The sequence below is a fragment of the Rathayibacter sp. AY1C6 genome (assembly GCF_002931535.1).
Lineage (GTDB): Bacteria > Actinomycetota > Actinomycetes > Actinomycetales > Microbacteriaceae > Rathayibacter.
This window is the reverse complement of sequence record NZ_PSWC01000009.1, coordinates 46,762-64,557: the sequence shown is the minus strand read 5'-3', so window position 1 is coordinate 64,557 and position 17,796 is coordinate 46,762. Positions and strand designations below refer to the sequence as shown.

Genomic DNA, 17,796 nt, shown 5'->3' with positions numbered 1-17,796 from the left:
GATGGCGCGCACACGCGACACCACCGCCCCCGAGGAGACGACGTCCCCCGAGCCCGAGTTCGAGCCCGGCGAGGGCGACGGCGGCATGTTCGGGGACGGGCCGCCCGCCCGCAAGGCGCAGAACTTCTGGCCCTCGGCCAAGCGCCTCTTCTCGCTGCTCGGCCCCGAGCGCGCCCGGATGGTCCTCGTGGTCGCCCTGGTCTCGCTGTCGGTCGTCCTCACCGTCATCGCGCCCAAGATCCTCGGGCAGGCGATGGACACGATCTTCAACGGCGTGATCGGCTCCCAGCTCCCCGCCGGCGTCCCGCTCGAGCAGATCATCGAGCAGCAGCGCGCCTCGGGCAACGGCACCTTCGCCGACATGCTGGCCAAGACCGACATCGTGCCCGGCGCGGGCATCGACTTCGTGGTCCTCGGCCGCCTGATCATCATCGTGCTGCTGATGTACGTCGTCGCGTCGGTGCTCATGTGGGCGCAGGGCTACATCCTCAACGGCCTCGTGATGCGGGTGGTCTTCGGCCTCCGTCAGGACATCGAGGCCAAGCTCAACCGCCTCCCGCTGCGCTTCTTCGACACCCGGCAGCGCGGCGACGTGATGTCGCGCGTCACGAACGACGTCGACAACATCCAGACCGCGCTGCAGCAGGCCTTCTCGCAGCTGGTGCAGTCGGTGCTCACCATCATCGGCATCGCCGCGATGATGTTCATCGTCTCGTGGCAGCTCGCGCTGATCGCGCTGATCTCGATCCCGCTCTCGGGCGTGATCGCGGGCGTGATCGGCGCCCGCTCCCAGAAGCTCTTCGCCGCCCAGTGGAAGAACACGGGCGCGCTCAACGGCCACATCGAGGAGACCTTCTCCGGGCTCGAGATCGTCCGCGCCTTCGGCCGCGACCGCGAGATGCTCGAGGAGTTCGACCGCCGCAACGACAGCCTCTACACCGCCTCGTTCGGCGCCCAGTTCGTCTCGGGCATGATCATGCCCGCGATGACCTTCGTCTCCTACCTCTCCTACGTGCTCATCGCCGTGGTCGGCGGCTTGCGAGTCGCCTCAGGTCAGCTGACGCTCGGCGACGCGACCGCGTTCATCCAGTACTCGCGCGAGTTCACGCAGCCGGTGACCCAGCTGGCGAGCATGGCGAACATGCTGCAGTCCGGCGTCGCCTCGGCCGAGCGCACGTTCGAGCTGCTCGACGCCGAGGAGCAGGAGCCGGAGACGGCGACCGCGTCGCTCCCGCAGCGCACCGACGGCCACGTGGAGTTCGAGGGCGTCTCGTTCTCGTACGACCCGGAGCAGCCGCTGATCGAGGACCTGACCTTCTCGGCGCAGCCCGGGCAGACGGTCGCCATCGTCGGTCCGACCGGGGCGGGGAAGACCACGCTGGTCAACCTGGTCATGCGCTTCTACGAGCTCACCGGAGGGCGCATCCTGCTCGACGGCGTCGACATCACGAGCCTCGCGCGCGGCGACCTGCGCTCGCGCGTGGGCATGGTGCTGCAGGACGCGTGGCTCTTCCAGGGCACCATCCGCGAGAACATCCGCTACGGGCGCCTGGACGCGACCGACGAGGAGATCGTCGACGCGGCGAAGGCCACCATGGTCGACCGCTTCGTGCGCCAGCTGCCCGACGGCTACGACACGGTGCTGGACGCCGACGGCGGCAGCGTCTCGGCCGGCGAGCGGCAGCTGATCACGATCGCGCGCGCGTTCCTCGCGAACCCGTCGCTGCTGATCCTCGACGAGGCCACCTCCTCGGTCGACACCCGCACGGAGCTGCTCGTGCAGCATGCGATGAACGCGCTCCGCACCGACCGGACCTCGTTCGTCATCGCGCACCGGCTCTCCACGATCCGCGACGCCGACACCATCCTGGTGATGGAGTCGGGCCGGATCGTCGAGCAGGGCGCGCACGAGGCGCTCCTGAAGCAGCGCGGTGCCTACTACGAGCTCTACATGACACAGTTCCGCGGAGGAGGCGACGAGGCGGGCGAGCACGCCGCAGCGGGCGCGCTCCCGAGCGGGGGAGGGGTCGCCCCGTAGAGTAGGCGCGTGACCGACGCACGCCAGCAGCTCATCGAGTACATCGGCTCCGACGCCGTCTTCCACGGGGACTTCACCCTCACGAGCGGCAAGAAGGCGTCGTACTACGTCGACCTGCGCCGCGTGAGCCTCGACCACCGCGTCGCGCCGCTGATCGGGCAGGTCATGCTCGACCTCATCGCGCCGATCGAGCGCGTCGACGCCGTCGGCGGCCTCACCATGGGCGCCGACCCGATCGCCGCCGCGATCCTCCACCAGGGCGCCGTCCGCGGTCTCGCCTACGACGCGTTCGTCGTGCGCAAGGAGCCCAAGGACCACGGCCGCGGCCGGCAGGTCGAGGGCCCCGACCTCGAGGGCAAGCGCGTCGTCGTCGTCGAGGACACGTCCACCACCGGCGGCTCGCCGTTGAAGGCGATCGAGGCCCTGCTCGAGGTCGGCGCCGAGATCGCAGGAGTCGCCGTCGTCGTCGACCGCGCGACCGGTGCCCGCGAGATCATCGAGGACGCCGGCTACCCGTACTTCGCCGCGATCGGTCTGGCCGACCTCGGCCTGAGCTGATGGTCGACGAGGGGGGACGCGGCGGGGGCCCGGGAGGCGGCGAGCACCCGGAGCCGGAGGGCCGCGAGCCCGAGCTTGCCGGATCGGAGACCTCCGAGCCGGAGCGTGCCGAGTCGGAGCGACCCGAGCCGGAGCGTCCCGTCGGCAGCAGCGAGTGGCTGCTCCAGCAGCTCAGCGGCGGCCGCCTGAAGAGCATCTTCGACTCGCCCCGCCCCGTCCCTCCCGTGGAGGAGTCGCGCGCGGAGCGGACGTCCGGTCCTGCTGAGCCCGCAGCCGACGAGGCCCACGCGTCAGCGGAGGAGCGGAGCGTTGCGAGCGAGTCGGCCTCCTCCGCCGACGCGGCCGGACCGTCTTCGAGCGACCGCGACTCCGACACTGCGCCGCGCCGTGCCCCTGCCGCTCCGGTCGGCCTGTGGCCGGGGGAGCCCGTGCTGAGCGCGACGCCCGCCGCCGAGGAGGCCGACGGCGACCTCCCGAAACCCGCGGACGACTCCGCTCGGGTGGAGGAGCAGGACGCCGACGCCGACCGCGGAACGGTCGTGGAGCCGGAGCGCTCCTCCGACCGCGACGGCGTCTCCGCCGAGGGACGGAGCTCTCCGGGCGACGACGCGGGAGTCTCCGACACGGGAGCCCGCGCCATGGGAGTGCACGAGGCTGGTGCCCGCGAGGCGAGTGCCCGCGAGACGGGTGCCCGCGAGACGGGTGTCCGCGAGGCGGGTGCCGGTGGGACGACTGCCCGCGACACGAGTGCCTCCGACGCGGACGTGTCCGACGAGGACGCCTTCGACGCGTTCTTCGCCCCCCTCCGCGACGACAACGCCGACGGCTCCGGCTCCGACGCCTCCACCGATGCCGGCCGCACCGAGGTGCACCGCCGCGGGGCGGACTCCGTGCGCCCGGTCCTGCCGCACACCGACCCTCCAGCCGACCTGCCGACCGCCCCCGCCGGACTCCGCAGCGCCCACCGGCCGGACGACGAGCCCGATGCCGGGTCCTCGACCGACGTCGACCCGGCGGGCCGCTCCGGCGTCCCCTACCCCGCCGACGGACGCCCGGTCGGCGCGACCCCGCCGACTCCGCGCGAGCCGACTCCGCCCGCCGTCTACGAGTGGCCCGACCCGCGAGGGGACTGGGACCAGCCGCCCGTGTGGGAGCAGGTCGTCGCTCCGCAGGACGAGCCCGACGAGGACGGCGGCGACGAGGAGCTGTGGCGCGAGACCGCCGGCGCCTACTCGTGGAACCTCGAGCCGGCCGCCGAGCCCGCCGACCGCGCCGAGCCCGCGCCCTTCCGCACCGCTCCCGCGGCCGCCCACGTCAACGCCGCTCCGCCGCGGAAGCGCCGCTCCGCCCGGTCCCGACCCGAGAGCCGCGAGCGCGACTCGGCGCCCGCCGGAGCGCCCGCATGGCGCACGCTCAGCCGACGCCGGCTCCTGATCGGCCTGATCGCTGCGGGTGCGGTGATCCTCCTCGCCGGGCTCTTCGCGATCGGCATCGCCGTCGGGAGCGCCGGCGGCCGGGCCGAGCCGCAGGCCGCCCCGGTCGTCAGCGAGACGCCCACGGCGGAGCCGACCCCCTCGCCCACTCCGACCGCGACCCTCCCTACCGTCGGACCGCTGCCCGTCGGCACCTGGGCCTGGAGCGCGCTCCTCGGCGGCGAGTGCGTCGAGCCCTTCGACTCCGTCTGGGCGGAGGAGTTCACCGTCGTGGACTGCGCGGGAGCTCACTCCGCCCAGCTCGTCGCCACCGCGGAGCTGACAGACGCGGTGTTCCCCGGCCAGGACGCCCTGGCCGTCACCGTCTCCTCGCTCTGCCAGGCGCAGGGCGTCGTGGACGTCGCCGCGGCCGAGACCTACGGCGACGTGCAGGTCGCCGGTGCGTTCCCCGTCACCCAGGAGCAGTGGGACGCGGGCGAGCGCAGCTACTACTGCTTCGTCGACCGGGCGGGCGGCGGCGAGCTGACCGGCTCCCTCGCCGGCACCCCCGCGGCCTGACGCGCGCCGTCGCTCGGGCCTCGGAGGACGCCGCCGGGCACCGGCCCGGTGCACCCGGCCGAGCCGCGGAGCGCCCAGTAGGATCGCTCGTCGTGCAGGAGAACGAGGCGACCCCCGCGACCGGACCCACCGCCTCCGTGGAGCTCACCACGAACGGCGTCGGCCCCTGGCAGGGCGAGCGGCCCGAGGACGACCGCCTCGACCCGGAGCTGCTGGAGCGTGGCGACGCGCGCAACGTGGTCGACCGCTTCCGCTACTGGCGGATGGACGCGATCGTCGCGGAGCTCGACCGCACGCGGCACCCGTTCCACGTCGCGATCGAGAACTGGCAGCACGACATGAACATCGGCTCGATCGTCCGCAGCGCGAACGCGTTCGGCGCGGAGGGCGTCCACATCGTCGGCCGGCGGCGGTGGAACAAGCGCGGCGCGATGGTCACCGACCGCTACCAGCACGTCCAGCACCACGAGACGGTGGCCGACCTCGTGCAGTGGGCCGCGGAGGCGGACGTGCCCCTCCTCGCCGTCGACAACGTCCCCGGCAGCGTGCCGCTCGAGACCTACCGGCTCCCCGAGCGCTGCCTCCTGCTGTTCGGGCAGGAGGGACCCGGCCTCTCGGAGGAGGCGATCGCCGCCTCGGAGGCCGTGCTCGAGATCACGCAGTTCGGCTCGACCCGGTCGATCAACGCCTCGGCGGCGGCAGCCGTCGCCATGCACGCCTGGGTGCTGCAGCACGTCCGCTTCTGACCCCCGCGAGCCGCGGTGCCGTGTCAGGAACCGGCGCCCGGCCCACTGCCGGGCCGCCGGGACTCAGACCGCCGAATCCGGCGGGAACTCCGACTCCAGCGGCTCCGACGACAGGAGCTCGTGCACCCCGCTCAGCACCTCGTCCGGGCGGAACGGATAGCGCTCGATCTCGGCCTCGTCGCTGATCCCCGTCAGCACCAGCACGGTGTGCAGGCCCGCCTCGATGCCCGCGACGATGTCGGTGTCCATCCGGTCGCCGATCATCCCGGTGTTCTCGCTGTGCGCGCCGATCTTGTTCATCGCCGAGCGGAACATCATCGGGTTCGGCTTGCCGACGACGTACGGATCCTTGCCCGTCGCCTTCGTGATGAGCGCCGCGATAGCCCCCGTCGCCGGGAGCACGCCCTCGGCGCTCGGCCCCGTCGCATCGGGATTGGTGACGATGAAGCGCGCACCCGCGACGATCAGGCGGATCGCCTTCGTGATCGCCTCGAAGCTGTAGTTGCGGGTCTCGCCCACGACCACGTAGTCCGGCGCCGTCTCCGTCATGATGAAGCCCGCCTCGTGCAGCGCGGTGGTGATCCCCGCCTCGCCGATCACGAACGCGCTCCCGCCCGGCTTCTGCGACGCGCAGAAGTCCGCCGTCGCCAGAGCGCTCGTCCAGATCCGCTCCTCCGGCACGTGCAGCCCCGACCCGCGCAGCCGCGCCGCCAGATCCCGTGGCGTGAAGATCGAGTTGTTCGTCAGCACCAGGAACGGCGTGCCCGAATCGGTCCACTCCTGGATCAGCTCGGGCGCGCCGGGGAGCGCCTTGTTCTCGTGCACCAGCACGCCGTCCATGTCCGTGAGCCAGGCCTCGACTTCACTGCGGTTCGTCGCCATGGGTCGATGCTATCGGCGGCACCCCCGCGCACGACGGCGACGACCGGCGAACCGCCCGGCTCCCTCCGCTGACGCCCCTGTGGAGGGACGACCGTCGTGCGCCGGACGGCCGGACCCCGGACCCGCACAGCCGCGAGCGGGATAGCCTGGGAGGCATGAGTGGCGAGAACCTGCTGGGCCCCGAACCGACCCTCCTCCCCGACGAGCCCGCGGTCACCGCGGCCCTCGCGAAGCACGCGAACCCGGGAGCCGTCGAATTCGCCGCCCTCGCCGCCGCCCACCCGCGCTCCCCGCTGGCCTGGGCACTGCTCGCCGACAGCGTCTGGGGCATCGACGCCGCCCTCCCCTCCTACGCCTACGCCCGCGTCGGCTACCACCGCGGCCTCGACCTCCTCCGCGGAGCCGGCTGGCGCGGCCAGGGCCCCATCCCCTGGCGCCACGGACCCAACCGCGGATTCCTGCTCTCCCTCTACGCCCTCCGCCGCGCCGCCGACTCCATCGGCGAGACCGAGGAGGTCACCCGCCTCACCCAGTTCCTCCAGCAGGCCGACCCGATCGCCATCGAGGAGATCGAGCGGTACCACGAGGACGCGTTACCCCCTACCGCCGCCATCATCATCCTCGGCAACGACTAGGCGCCGCCCGGGTGCGGTTCTGGCGGCGTTGTCGTCGGGCGCCGTAGCGCCGCTACGGCTTCCTCCTCCGCCTTGCCAGAACCGCACCCGGACGCCGCCTAGCCCTGTGCTGGTGGGGTGGGCGCCGTGCCTGCGGCACGAGCGGCCGCGGGGGGCTTGAGCGGGGGGCCGTGCCTGCGGCACGAGCCTGGTCGGGGGGAGTGCGTGAGGCCGTGCCTGCGGCACGAGCCTGCTCGGGGGGAGTGCGGGCGGCCGTGCCTGCGGCACGAGCCTGCTCGGGGTGGAGGAGTTGGCCGTGCCTTCGGAGCGAGCGTGGTGCGGGTGCTGGAGGGTCGGGCCGCGCCTTCGGCGCGAGCCGCTTCGGGCCCTGGACGTGGGACGTGCGTTCGGCGCGAGGCCGGCCTCGGGTGGCGGGTGATCTAGGCGGCGCGAGAGGGCTGCGGCAGGATGGGGGGATGGACGGCGGGGCGGTGGAGCGGCTTCTCGAGGGGCTTCCGGGAGCGGAGGCGGGGTTCCCGTTCGGGGAGGGGATCCGGGTGTGGAAGGTCGCGGGGAAGGTGTTCGCGCTCGAGTCGGAGCGGTTCGGGCGGCCGGTCGTGAGCGTGAAGGCGCTGCCCGAGAACGTGGTGCACCTGGTCGCGGGGGTCGACGGGATCGAGCCCGGCTACCACCTGAACAAGAAGCACTGGGTGACGGTCGACGCCGGCGGGACCGTCGAGCCCGAGCTGGTGCTCGAGCTCATCGAGGAGTCGCACGCGATCGTGGTCGCGAACCTGCCGAAACGGCTCCGCCTCGCCCTCGACGGCACGGCGTCCGGATCGCTGAACGAGGACGTCTGACAGCGGCCGGGACGCGCAGGGCCCGGACGCGCAGACCCCCGAACCGGCCGAGCCCGGACGCGCTGCGCCCGAGGCCCCGACGGAGCACCGGACGCCTGACGGTGCCCGCCTGCGCAGCGCCTGGACGCGCGGGTGCACAGGACCCGCGAGGGGGCGCCGACGCCTGACGGCAGCTGGACGCGCACCGCCCACGACGTCCAGCGCCCGAGGCCTGCGACGACCCCCGGATGCACGGAATCCCCCGCCGCAGCAGGGGATCCCGGAACGTCTCGCGCGGAGCGGCTACAGGCCGTAGGAGCGGAGGTACGCGGCGGTGTCGTGCCAGCCCTCGACGGCGAAGCACTCGACGCCCATCGCCTTGACGGGGTAGTCGTTGCCGTCCGGGTCGAGGCGGTCGCCGACGAAGATCATGTCGTCGAGAGGGATGCCCGTCAGCTCGGTGAGCTTGTTCATCCCGTACGCCTTGTCGATGCCCTTGCGGGTGATGTCGACCGACGTCGAGCCGCCGGAGCGGACCTCGAGGTCGGGGAGCACGGCCTGCACGGCCTCGCGGAGGGTGTTCTTCTTCTCGCCGTCCGGGTCCCAGGCCTGCTTGACCTCGACGGGCGCGGACTGGCCGAGGGCCGAGAAGGTGATCTGCGAGTCGCGGTCCTCGAGGATCGGGCCCCAGGTCTCGGACTCCCAGTAGCCGAGCTCCTTCGCCTTCTCCTCGACGGCGGCGAGCGCGCGCGACTTCTCGTCCTCGGTGAGGTTCTCGGCGTAGATCTGCGCCCAGTCGCCGTTCTCGTACCGGTAGTACTGCGTGCCGCAGGTGGGCATGAGGTGCAGCTTCGCGAGCACCTCGGGGTCGGCGCCCTCGAGGCGGTCGAGCACCTGCATCCGGAACTGGCCGATCTGGCCGCCCGAGATGATGCACACCTCGGTGGCCTGGAGCAGCTTCACGAAGAGGTCGGCCATCGCCGGGTCGACGGGGGACTTCGAGGCGGCGAGGGTGTCGTCGAGGTCGAAGGCCATCAGGCGGGGCAGGGTGCTCATGGAACTCGTTTCACGGTCTGCGGACGGGGCGGTAACGAGGATACGGGGCGCCGCCGGAACGCGCTCGCGGTCGGCGCGAGCGGGCTCCGAGCGCAGACTGGGGGCATGACCGCCGCCACAGCTCACGACGGAGGACGCCGCTCCCTCCCGCGCACTCTCGCCCGCATCCTCCTGGGCCTGCTGCTCGTCACGGCCGGCACGGCGCACCTGACGGTCGCGCGTCAGGCCTTCCAGGCGCAGGTCCCGCCGTGGCTGCCGGCCGACCCGGACCTGGTGGTCGTCGCGTCGGGCGTCGTCGAGATCGCGCTCGGGCTCGTGCTCGTCGTGCTCGTGCGGTGGCGCGTGATCGTGGGAGTCGTGGTGGCCGCGTTCTTCGTCGCGGTCTTCCCGGGGAACATCTCGCAGCTGCTGACGCGGACGCCGGCGTTCGGCCTCGAGACGGACGCGGCGCGCGCGGTGCGGCTCGTCTTCCAGCCCCTGCTGGTGATCTGGGCGCTCTGGTCGACCGGAGCGTTCTCGGCCTGGCGGGCCCGCCGGTCGCGACGCCGCGGGGACTGAGCCGCCGGTCCGCGGCCCGATCGTCCCGCGATCCTCCGGAACGACGAATGGCGGTCGGCGGGAGACCCCGCCGACCGCCGCCCGTGCCCTGCTCGGCTAGGCCGCGAGGCGGCGTCGCGCGACGACCAGCGCGAGACCCGACAGCAGCAGCACGAGGGCTCCGCCGATCAGGCCGGCCGCGTCGGCGCCGGTGTTCGCGAGCGAGCCCGGGCCGGAGCCTCCCGCGACGGGGGCCGCCGTGGTGGTGGGATGCGGCGACGGAGCGGTGGTGGGCTGCTCCGTCGGGGTGCCGGGCTCGGTCGGCGCCGGGGTGACCGGGACCTCGGCGGCGGGCTCCGTCGTCAGCGACCAGTTGGGGTCGTAGAAGTCGGCCTGGTCGATCACGCCGCGGGCGGTCGACCAGTCGATGAGGAGCTGGCGGATCTCGAGACGCTCGTCGTAGACGAGCGGTGCCTGCGCGACGGCCGGGTAGGCGCCTCCGCCGCTCTGGCGGTAGTTGTTGACCGCCATCACGAAGCGCTCGTCGTCGGCGACGGGGGTGCCGTCGGCGTGGGCGAGACCGCGGATCCGCGAGCCGGCGGGCTGGGAGACGTCGATCACGTAGTCCAGGCCCGAGATCGCGTCGTAGTTGTAGTCCGGGATGCCGTCGGGGCGGTCCTCGGTCGTCGCGTTGGTGCCGGTCTCGGGGTCGAACACGGCGCCCTCGGCGGTCTGCACGAAGTAGCGGGCCGAGAACTCGAGGTAGTCGCGCACCTCGGCTCCGGTCAGCTCCACTCCGCGGAGGGTGTTCTCGTAGATGTACAGGCCCGCGATGTCCCGGATGCTGACCTGCCCCTTCGGGAAGACGGCGGTGCGCGAGAACGGCGACGCCTGCGAGATCACCGGCAGGTCGGCCCACTCGGTGCCCTCGAGAGCCGTCTCGACGGTCTCGGCCTGGACGGTGTTGATGAAGTCGATGATCGGGGTGTCCTCGTAGCGCGAGGTCGCGGCCGAGAGCTCCTCGACCGAGTCGGCGACGGGGGTGTTCACGTACTCGATCGTGGCGGCGTGCTGCTCGGCGAGGGCGTCGACCAGTGCGGGCGACTCCTCGGCGATGTCCTTCGCGTAGACGGGCTGCGTGACGGGCGCGTTCCCGGCCGACCAGTCGACCTCGAGGCCGCCCGCGGCGTCCGGCACCAGGTTCAGGGTGACCTCGGTGAGGCCCTGCGCCCAGAACTCGGGCTGGGTGACCAGCACCTGCTCGCCGGCGACGTTGGTGAACAGCGTCTGCGGCAGGTCCTTGTGGCTGTGGCCGGCGACGACCACGTCGATGCCGGGGACCTGCGTCGCGATGTTGTTGACGACGTCCTCGTTGAGGTCGGCGGCGTCGTACTCGGCGTCCGGCACCGTGCCCTGGCCGGTGTGCGCGAGGACGACGACCACGTCCGCCTGCTCCTGCACGATCGGGACCCACTGCTTCGCGGCGGCGACCATGTCCTGGAACTCGAGGACGCCGTCGACGTACTGCTTGTCCCAGACGCGGACGCCGGGGGTGACGAGGCCGAGGACGCCGACGGTGACCGTCTTCCCGTCGATCTCGCGCTCGATCAGCGTGTAGGGGTCGTGGTACGGCTTGCCGGTGGCGACGTCGACGACGTTCGCGCCCAGCAGCGGGGCGTTCAGGTCGCCCTCGTACGCGCTGAGCATGTCGAGCCCGTAGTTGTACTCGTGGTTGCCGACGACCTGCGCGTCGTAGCCGATGGTGTTGAACGCGGTGGCCATCGGGTGCGTCGTCTCGCCGGAGAGGACGCCTGCGGCGCCGTCGCCGAGGCCGTAGTAGTAGGTGAGCGGCGTGCCCTGGATCGCGTCGCCGTTGTCCATGACGAGCACGGACTCCTCGCCCTTCTCGGCGCGGAGGCGGTCGACCTCGGTCGCGACGCGGGTGAGGCCGAGCGCACCGGCGGCCGGGTACGGCGCGTTCGCGAAGTAGTCCCAGTCGTAGACGTGCCCGTGCGTGTCGGTCGTCGACACCAGGGTGAGCTCGACGCCGTCGTCGAGAGGGGCGGCCGAGGCGATCGGAGCGGCGGTGGCGGCTCCGAGTGCGACGACGGCGAGGAGGCTTGCGGCGCGGAGTCTGCGCATCGTGGTCCTGTTCGCGTGATGAGTGGAGTGTGAACGTCCTCGAATCTATGCGTCGCGTGTGAACTGCGCATGACGGGATCGAGAGCATTGCTCGGCGATGCGTCCGCGGTGCCGGCCGGAGCCGGGGGAGTCCGCGGTGCCGCCCCCGCGCGCTGGAGCCGTCCTCCGGCCCCTCCGCTAGAATCGAGCGGCTGGTCGCGCGGAGGCGGCACGACTGCCGCGCCGCACCCGCCCACCCCCGCCCCTCCCGTCGAGAAGGACACGCCATGCCAGCAATCGTCATCACCGGCGCCCAGTGGGGCGACGAGGGCAAGGGACGCGCCACCGACCTCCTCGGCAGCCGCGTCGACTACGTCGTGAAGTTCAACGGGGGCAACAACGCCGGGCACACCGTCGTCGTGGGCGACGAGAAGTACGCCCTGCACCTTCTCCCCTCCGGCATCCTCACCCCGGGCGTCGTCCCGGTCATCGCGAACGGCGTCGTCGTCGACATCGAGGTGCTGTTCCACGAGCTCGAGGCGCTGAGCGCCCGCGGCGTCGACGTGTCGAAGCTGCTCGTCAGCGCCAACGCGCACGTCATCACCAGCTACCACCGCACCCTCGACAAGGTGACGGAGCGCTTCCTCGGCAAGCGCCAGATCGGCACCACCGGCCGCGGCATCGGCCCGGCGTACGCCGACAAGATCAACCGCGTCGGCATCCGCATCCAGGACCTCTTCGACGAGAACATCCTCCGCCAGAAGGTCGAGGGCGCCCTCGACCAGAAGAACCACCTGCTGGTGAAGGTCTACAACCGCCGCGCGATCCTGGTCGAGCAGGTGCTGGAGGACCTGCTGCAGTACACCGAGCGGCTTCGCCCGATGGTCGCCGACACGTCGCTGGTCCTCTCGCAGGCGCTCGACGCCGGCAGGACGGTGCTGTTCGAGGCCGGCCAGGCCACGATGCTCGACGTCGACCACGGCACCTACCCGTTCGTCACCTCCTCCAACGCGACCTCGGGAGGAGCGGCCACCGGCTCCGGAGTCGCGCCGAACCGCATCGACCGCGTCATCGCGGTCATCAAGGCGTACACGACCCGTGTCGGCGCCGGACCGTTCCCGACCGAGCTCTTCGACGAGTGGGGCGAGTACCTCCGCCGGCAGGGCTTCGAGTTCGGCACCACGACCGGCCGCCCGCGCCGCTGCGGCTGGTACGACGCCCCGATCGCCCGCTACTCGGCGCGGATCAACGGGGTCACCGACTTCGTCCTCACCAAGCTCGACGTGCTCTCGGGCCTCGAGACCATCCCCGTCTGCGTCGCCTACGACGTCGACGGCGTGCGCCACGACGAGGTCCCGGTCTCGCAGAGCGACTTCCACCACGCGAAGCCGATCTACGAGGAGTTCCCCGGCTGGCAGGAGGACATCTCCGGCTGCCGCGAGTTCTCGGACCTGCCGCAGACCGCGCAGGACTACGTGCGCGCGCTCGAGGCGATGAGCGGCGCCCGGTTCTCGGCGATCGGCGTCGGCCCGGAGCGCGAGCAGGTCGTCGTGCTGCACGACCTGCTCGACTAGAAGCGGCGAGGAGCCGGGTCGGGCAGCCCTCTCGGAGGCGGCCGACGTGTTCACAACCGAGGAAGAACGTCGGGGACCTCGCGGAGTGACGCGGATCCCGGGCCCTCTCGACGAATTCTTCCTCCGGTGTGGACACGACCGCCGCCGAGCGCGCCGGATAATCGGCGCATGCAGATCTACGCCGACCTCCCGGCCGTCCGCGCGCGGCAGATCCTGGCCGACGCCCTCGCTCTCGGCGTGGCCGTCGTGGCGATCGCCGCGGGCATCGCGGTCGGCACGCTGATCGCCGGCCTGGCCGAGATCGGCCGTCGGCTCGAGAGCGCCGGCAGCGGCTTCGGCTCGACCATGAGCGACGCCGGGACCACCCTCGGCGGCATCCCCCTGCTCGGCGACGCCGTGCGCGCGCCGTTCGACGAGGCGAGCGGGGCCGGCTCCGTGCTGGCCGCCGCCGGACGCGACCAGCAGCAGCTCGCGAGCGCCCTGGCCGTGGTCGCCGGGCTCGCCGTCGGGGGCCTCCCGCTCCTGCTCCTGGCCGTGCTCTGGCTCCGGCCCCGGCTCCGCTTCGCCCGCCGGACCGCCGAGCTGCGCGCCCTCGGCTCGACCGTCGGCGGAACCGAGCTGCTGGCCCTGCGCGCGCTCACCAAGGCGTCCCCCCGCGACATCCTCGCCGCGCACCCGGACGCCGCCGCGGGCTGGCGGGCCGGCGACCCCGCCGTCACCGCCGCGCTGGCGGCCCTCGCCCTCCGCCGGGCGGGGCTCCGGCCCCGCTGACTCCGCAGGACCATCGCGGGTCCACCGGAGGGATGACGCCGCGAGCCACTGCGGACGACGCCGGCGACACGGGTGCCTCCGTAGCGTCGAGGACATGCAGAACCAGACCTCCTCCGTCGTGGCGCGCGTCGAGGGCGTGCGCAAGCTCTACGGCAGCACGCCGCCCGTCGTCGCCCTCGACGACGTCACGCTCTCGATCGAGCGGGGCGAGTTCACCGCGGTGATGGGCCCCAGCGGATCCGGCAAGTCGACGCTCATGCACGTCCTCGCCGGCCTCGACACCGCCTCCTCCGGCCGCGTGTTCCTCGGGGACGCCGAGATCACCTCGATGAGCGACGCCGAGCTGACCGTGCTCCGCCGCCGCAGCGTCGGCTTCGTCTTCCAGGCCTTCAACCTCGTCCCCACGCTCGACGTGCGCGGCAACATCCGCCTCCCGTTCGAGCTCGACGGCCGCTCCGTGACCGGCGACGAGGAGCAGTGGATCGCCCGGCTGATCGAGTCCCTCGGGCTCCGCGAGCGCCTCACGCACCGGCCCCACGAGCTCTCGGGCGGGCAGCAGCAGCGCGTGGCGATCGCCCGCGCCCTCGCCACCCGGCCGCAGCTGATCTTCGCCGACGAGCCCACCGGCAACCTGGACTCGCGCACCGGCCGCGAGGTCCTCAGCCTGCTCCGGGCCTCCACCCGCGAGTACGGCCAGTCGATCGCCATGGTCACCCACGACCCGATCGCGGCGGCCTACGCCGACCGCATCGTCTTCCTCCGCGACGGGGCCGTCGTCGACGACCGCCGCGGGATGAGCGCCGAGGAGATCTCGCGCGCGATGCTCACGATGGAGGGCGCGGCGTGAGCGGCGTGCGCACGGGCTCGAGCCAGGGCGGGGGCGCCATCGTCACCGTCGCCGCACTCGCCGCGGCGTTCGGCGCCGTGCTGGTGCAGGTCATCGCCGACATGGTCGCGGCCTTCGCGGCAGCGGGGATCGACGGCATCGGCCAGGTCGCCCTCATGCTCGGGATGGTCGGCGCCGTCTTCTTCGGCATCGCGGTGTTCGTGGGCGGGATCGTCACGGCCAACGCGGTCTCGACCGTCATCGCCGGGCGCACCCGCGAGATCGCCCTGCTGCGCCTGCTCGGCGCCTCCGGCCGGTCGCTGCGCAGCGGGATCGTCCGCACGGGCCTCCTGCAGGGGCTCCTCGGAGCGGCGATCGGCCTGGTCGCCGGCGTCGCTCTCGTGGCGCTCGCCGCGGAGCTCGCCATCCGGAGCGGCACCCTGCCCCGCTTCGACTACCCGCTCGTCTCGCCCGGCCTCGTGCTGCCGCTGATCGCCGTGGTCGCCTCGACGGTCATCGCCTCGTGGTCCGGATCGCGCCGCGTGCTCGCGGTCGCGCCGTCGCAGGCCGCCGGATCCTCCGCCGAGCCCCGCTACGAGGAGCTGCACGGCCGCACCGCCCGCAACGTCACGGCGATCGTCTTCGTCGTGATCGGCGCGCTGCTGCTCGCCGCCGGCGTGGTCCTCGGGCTCGCCAACCCCGGCGGCGTCCTGCTCGGGCTCGTCGGAGGCATGGCGTCCTTCACCGGCGTGATCCTCGGGGCGCCCGTCCTGCTCCCTCCGCTCACGGCCCTCGTGGGCCGCGCCTTCGGCCGGGGCCCCGTCGCCCGACTGGCGTCCGCCAACGCCGTCCGCAATCCGGCGCGCAGCGCCCGCGCCGTCATCGGACTGGTCATCGGAGTGTCGCTGGTCACGATGTTCGCGGTCGCCGCCGCCACGTTCGGCACGATCATGGAGCGCTCGGGCGAGACGAACCCCGAGGTGATCGCGGCGTTCGAGCAGTTCATCCAGGTGAGCACCGCGGTGATGAGCGTCCTGCTCGGCTTCTCGGTCGTCCTGGCCGCCGTCGGCATGGTCAACACGCTGTCGCTCAGCGTGCTGCAGCGCCGGCGCGAGCTGGGCCTGCTCCGCGCGCTCGGCTTCACCGGCTCGCAGGTGCGGTCGATGGTGGTGCTCGAGGCGGCGCAGATGATCATCGCTGCCGCGGTGCTCGGCATCGTGCTCGGGATCGTCTACGGCTGGTGCGGCGCGATCTCGGTGTTCGGCTCGCTGCCGGGCATCGGACTGATCCCGCCGACCGTCCCGGTGCCGATCCTGGTGGCGGTGCTCGTGGTCGGTGTCGTGATCACGGTCGTCTCGGCCGTGCTGCCCGCCCGCCGCGCCACGAAGGTGTCGCCGGTCGCCGCTCTCGCCGTGGCCTGAGGGCCGGCACCACGTAGAACCCGCGGCGTGAGGATCGGCGCCCTCACCACGGAGGACCCGGTGCCCCGAGGGCCGGCGCCGCGGAGGACCCGCAGCCGGAGGGCCGGCGCCCTCACACCACCGAGAACCCCGCGGCGAGGGGCTCCCGCCCGCTCAGCGCGAGCAGGAGCTCCTCGCCGCGTCCCGCTCGAGCGGCCAGCCCGCCGGTCAGCGCGCAGCACGCCTCGACGGCCTCGGCGGGCAGCACGTGCGGGATCCCGGTGGCGCGCGAGAGGTCGAGCGTGTGCACGACCAGCTCGAGCAGCCGGGTCCGGAGGTACTCGTCCAGCTCGATCGCGTGGCCGCCCACGGCGACGAGGCGGCCGGGACGCTGAGCGGCGACCAGCTCGACCGCGCGGCCCGCCGCCTCCGCCAGCGCCTGAGCCGGCCTGTCGCCGAGCAGCAGCCCCGCCTCGACCCCGCGCCGCGCCACCGCCACGGGGTCGGCGACGTTCCCGGCCAGCGCGGCGTAGTAGTCGAGCGCGTCCTCGATGGTCGGCTCGGGCGGCTCCGGAGCGAGGAGGTACGCCTCGACCGTCAGCACCGCCCGCGACGCGTGGCCCGCGAGGCCGCGGACGTCCCAGACGCCGAGCCCCGGCTGCTCCCACTGGTCGTCCCGCACCTGCGCGAGCAGGCCGACGAGGGCGGCGGCGGCGGACTCGAACAGCGCGGCGGTGCTCATGGAGCCATGCTGGCACGGTGCCCCACACTGATCGCATGAGCAGTCCCCGCCGCCCCGGTCCCGTCACGCTCGTCGGCCGCTCGATCGTCCTCGAGCCGCTCGCCGTCGAGCACGTCGAGCCGCTCGGGCGGGCGATCGGGCGTCCGGAGGTGTTCGCCGGCGGCTACGGAGGAGGACCGTCCGGCCTCCCCGGCACCCCGGAGGAGTTCCGCGCCTTCGTCGACCGCTACTACCCCTGGGGGACGGGCCTGCCGTTCGCCGTGCTGCAGGAGGGGCGCGTCGTCGGCACGACCTCGCTGGCCGACTTCGACGAGACGCGCGAGGCGGCCCACCTCGGCTGGACGGCCTACGCGCCCGAGACGTGGGGCACCGTCGTGAACCCGGAGGCGAAGCGGCTGGTGCTCGGGCTCGCCTTCGACAGCGGCTACGAGCGGGTGAAGCTTCAGGCGGATGCGGTGAACGCGCGCTCGCGGGCCGCGATCCTCCGTCTCGGCGCCGTGTTCGAGGGGGTGCTCCGCCACGACCAGCGGCGGGCCGACGGCTCGTGGCGCGACACGGCCGTCCACTCGATCCTCGCGGCCGAGTGGCCGGCCGTCCGCGACGCGCTCGACCGCCGGATCGACGCGGCGCTAGCGCTCCCCGCCTCGACCGCGCAACCGCTGACCGGGCGGCCGCCCGAGGAGTAGGAAGGAGGCATGGAACGCATCCACTACGCCGGCAGCTCCGTGCTGACGGGTACCGCCATCGCGCGGTCGCTGCTGGCCTACGCGGAGGCGCTGGCGCTCACCAAGGGGTCGATCACGGTCGACATCCCGATCCGCCAGGAGTCCGGCCGGCCCGGACGGGCGGCGCTGCTGATCGGACCGGCGAGCCAGCTGTTCTCGGAGTCCGAGGACGACGGAGCCGAGGAGCTGCTCGACGAGGAGCTCGTCGAGCGCTTCACCCGCGAGACGGCCCGCCTGGGCGTCTCGCACCCCGTGGCCGAGGAGGACGGCGGCGCCGGGCCCCTCTCCGCCGTCGACACCGAGATCCCGCACTTCCACGGCGAGGACGACTCCTGGTGAGCATCCGGGGCGCCGGTAGGATCGACACTCACGACTC

At 73.0% G+C, this 17,796-nt stretch carries 17 protein-coding genes; 13 read left to right on the top strand and 4 right to left on the bottom strand.

The features are described from left to right. Position 1 precedes the first annotated feature (1 nt). The 4 genes from C5D36_RS07685 to C5D36_RS17140 all read left to right on the top strand — a co-directional run bounded on the left by C5D36_RS07685 (position 2) and on the right by C5D36_RS17140 (position 5,333). A complete protein-coding gene (locus C5D36_RS07685; RefSeq protein WP_104282750.1) occupies positions 2-2,038 on the top strand; it encodes an ABC transporter ATP-binding protein in 2,037 nt (678 codons plus the stop codon). A 9-nt stretch (positions 2,039-2,047) separates the two neighbouring features. Beyond that, the gene (pyrE, locus tag C5D36_RS07680) at positions 2,048-2,596 is read left to right on the top strand and encodes an orotate phosphoribosyltransferase (protein WP_104295561.1); all 549 of its coding nucleotides are present in this window, start codon (positions 2,048-2,050) and stop codon (positions 2,594-2,596) included. Further along, the gene (locus tag C5D36_RS17145; protein WP_258062890.1) at positions 2,596-4,587 is read left to right on the top strand and encodes a hypothetical protein; all 1,992 of its coding nucleotides are present in this window, start codon (positions 2,596-2,598) and stop codon (positions 4,585-4,587) included. Before pyrE ends, C5D36_RS17145 begins: the two co-directional genes overlap by 1 nt. Positions 4,588-4,679: 92 nt before the next feature. After that, positions 4,680-5,333: a TrmH family RNA methyltransferase gene (locus C5D36_RS17140; protein WP_374953772.1), complete on the top strand. Its 654-nt coding sequence runs from the start codon at positions 4,680-4,682 to the stop codon at positions 5,331-5,333. 63 nt (positions 5,334-5,396) lie between these two features. On the opposite strand, the gene C5D36_RS07670 is transcribed toward C5D36_RS17140, so the two are convergent. Continuing rightward, a complete protein-coding gene (locus tag C5D36_RS07670) occupies positions 5,397-6,215 on the bottom strand; it encodes an HAD-IIA family hydrolase (RefSeq protein ID WP_104225721.1) in 819 nt (272 codons plus the stop codon). Between the two features lie 155 nt (positions 6,216-6,370). Between C5D36_RS07670 and C5D36_RS07665 the strand changes: the two genes are divergently transcribed. Together C5D36_RS07665 and C5D36_RS07660 are read left to right on the top strand one after the other, a co-directional pair. Continuing rightward, a complete protein-coding gene (locus C5D36_RS07665; protein WP_104234388.1) occupies positions 6,371-6,850 on the top strand; it encodes a DUF3151 domain-containing protein in 480 nt (159 codons plus the stop codon). A 455-nt stretch (positions 6,851-7,305) separates the two neighbouring features. Then, positions 7,306-7,689 (top strand): MmcQ/YjbR family DNA-binding protein, encoded by a 384-nt coding sequence (locus tag C5D36_RS07660; RefSeq protein ID WP_104258040.1) that lies wholly within the window; start codon positions 7,306-7,308, stop codon positions 7,687-7,689. A 282-nt stretch (positions 7,690-7,971) separates the two neighbouring features. Here the strand turns inward: C5D36_RS07660 and C5D36_RS07655 are convergent, their stop codons facing one another. After that, positions 7,972-8,724: an HAD-IIB family hydrolase gene (locus tag C5D36_RS07655; RefSeq protein ID WP_104222786.1), complete on the bottom strand. Its 753-nt coding sequence runs from the start codon at positions 8,722-8,724 to the stop codon at positions 7,972-7,974. A gap of 105 nt (positions 8,725-8,829) precedes the next feature. On the opposite strand from C5D36_RS07655, the gene C5D36_RS07650 reads away from it, so the two are divergent. Further along, positions 8,830-9,282: a DoxX family membrane protein gene (locus tag C5D36_RS07650; protein ID WP_104295560.1), complete on the top strand. Its 453-nt coding sequence runs from the start codon at positions 8,830-8,832 to the stop codon at positions 9,280-9,282. Positions 9,283-9,378: 96 nt separating this feature from the next. Here the strand turns inward: C5D36_RS07650 and C5D36_RS07645 are convergent, their stop codons facing one another. Next, positions 9,379-11,403: a bifunctional UDP-sugar hydrolase/5'-nucleotidase gene (locus C5D36_RS07645; RefSeq protein ID WP_104295559.1), complete on the bottom strand. Its 2,025-nt coding sequence runs from the start codon at positions 11,401-11,403 to the stop codon at positions 9,379-9,381. Between the two features lie 266 nt (positions 11,404-11,669). On the opposite strand from C5D36_RS07645, the gene C5D36_RS07640 reads away from it, so the two are divergent. From C5D36_RS07640 to C5D36_RS07625, 4 genes are all read left to right on the top strand, one after another. Beyond that, entirely contained in the window at positions 11,670-12,956 is a 1,287-nt protein-coding gene (locus C5D36_RS07640) for an adenylosuccinate synthase (RefSeq protein WP_104222783.1), read from the top strand. A gap of 168 nt (positions 12,957-13,124) precedes the next feature. After that, positions 13,125-13,727 carry a hypothetical protein gene (locus C5D36_RS07635; protein WP_104295558.1) on the top strand — a complete coding sequence of 201 codons (603 nt, stop codon included), beginning with the start codon at positions 13,125-13,127 and terminating at the stop codon, positions 13,725-13,727. 94 nt (positions 13,728-13,821) lie between these two features. Continuing rightward, positions 13,822-14,574 carry an ABC transporter ATP-binding protein gene (locus tag C5D36_RS07630; RefSeq protein ID WP_104222781.1) on the top strand — a complete coding sequence of 251 codons (753 nt, stop codon included), beginning with the start codon at positions 13,822-13,824 and terminating at the stop codon, positions 14,572-14,574. Beyond that, positions 14,571-15,974, top strand: a complete 1,404-nt coding sequence (locus C5D36_RS07625) for an FtsX-like permease family protein (RefSeq protein WP_104295557.1) — start codon at positions 14,571-14,573, stop codon at positions 15,972-15,974. The genes C5D36_RS07630 and C5D36_RS07625 overlap by 4 nt, the downstream gene beginning before the upstream one ends. A 112-nt stretch (positions 15,975-16,086) precedes the next feature. Here the strand turns inward: C5D36_RS07625 and C5D36_RS07620 are convergent, their stop codons facing one another. Further along, positions 16,087-16,695 carry a maleylpyruvate isomerase N-terminal domain-containing protein gene (locus C5D36_RS07620; RefSeq protein ID WP_104295556.1) on the bottom strand — a complete coding sequence of 203 codons (609 nt, stop codon included), beginning with the start codon at positions 16,693-16,695 and terminating at the stop codon, positions 16,087-16,089. 35 nt (positions 16,696-16,730) lie between these two features. Between C5D36_RS07620 and C5D36_RS07615 the strand changes: the two genes are divergently transcribed. Further along, complete coding sequence (locus C5D36_RS07615; RefSeq protein ID WP_104295555.1) at positions 16,731-17,381, top strand: GNAT family N-acetyltransferase; 651 nt, start codon at positions 16,731-16,733, stop codon at positions 17,379-17,381. A gap of 9 nt (positions 17,382-17,390) precedes the next feature. Further along, on the top strand, positions 17,391-17,759 hold the full coding sequence (locus tag C5D36_RS07610) for a hypothetical protein (RefSeq protein WP_104222777.1): 369 nt from the start codon (positions 17,391-17,393) through the stop codon (positions 17,757-17,759). Positions 17,760-17,796: the final 37 nt, after the last annotated feature.

Excerpts from the sequence above, each read along its gene's own strand:
- C5D36_RS07685 (WP_104282750.1), top strand. The coding sequence starts at position 2 with ATGGCGCGCACACGCGACACCACCGCCCCCGAGGAGACGACGTCCCCC.
- C5D36_RS17145 (WP_258062890.1), top strand. The coding sequence starts at position 2,596 with ATGGTCGACGAGGGGGGACGCGGCGGGGGCCCGGGAGGCGGCGAGCAC.
- C5D36_RS07670 (WP_104225721.1), bottom strand. The coding sequence starts at position 6,215 with ATGGCGACGAACCGCAGTGAAGTCGAGGCCTGGCTCACGGACATGGAC.
- C5D36_RS07665 (WP_104234388.1), top strand. The coding sequence starts at position 6,371 with ATGAGTGGCGAGAACCTGCTGGGCCCCGAACCGACCCTCCTCCCCGAC.
- C5D36_RS07660 (WP_104258040.1), top strand. The coding sequence starts at position 7,306 with ATGGACGGCGGGGCGGTGGAGCGGCTTCTCGAGGGGCTTCCGGGAGCG.
- C5D36_RS07655 (WP_104222786.1), bottom strand. The coding sequence starts at position 8,724 with ATGAGCACCCTGCCCCGCCTGATGGCCTTCGACCTCGACGACACCCTC.
- C5D36_RS07650 (WP_104295560.1), top strand. The coding sequence starts at position 8,830 with ATGACCGCCGCCACAGCTCACGACGGAGGACGCCGCTCCCTCCCGCGC.
- C5D36_RS07645 (WP_104295559.1), bottom strand. The coding sequence starts at position 11,403 with ATGCGCAGACTCCGCGCCGCAAGCCTCCTCGCCGTCGTCGCACTCGGA.
- C5D36_RS07640 (WP_104222783.1), top strand. The coding sequence starts at position 11,670 with ATGCCAGCAATCGTCATCACCGGCGCCCAGTGGGGCGACGAGGGCAAG.
- C5D36_RS07635 (WP_104295558.1), top strand. The coding sequence starts at position 13,125 with ATGCAGATCTACGCCGACCTCCCGGCCGTCCGCGCGCGGCAGATCCTG.
- C5D36_RS07630 (WP_104222781.1), top strand. The coding sequence starts at position 13,822 with ATGCAGAACCAGACCTCCTCCGTCGTGGCGCGCGTCGAGGGCGTGCGC.
- C5D36_RS07620 (WP_104295556.1), bottom strand. The coding sequence starts at position 16,695 with ATGAGCACCGCCGCGCTGTTCGAGTCCGCCGCCGCCGCCCTCGTCGGC.
- C5D36_RS07615 (WP_104295555.1), top strand. The coding sequence starts at position 16,731 with ATGAGCAGTCCCCGCCGCCCCGGTCCCGTCACGCTCGTCGGCCGCTCG.
- C5D36_RS07610 (WP_104222777.1), top strand. The coding sequence starts at position 17,391 with ATGGAACGCATCCACTACGCCGGCAGCTCCGTGCTGACGGGTACCGCC.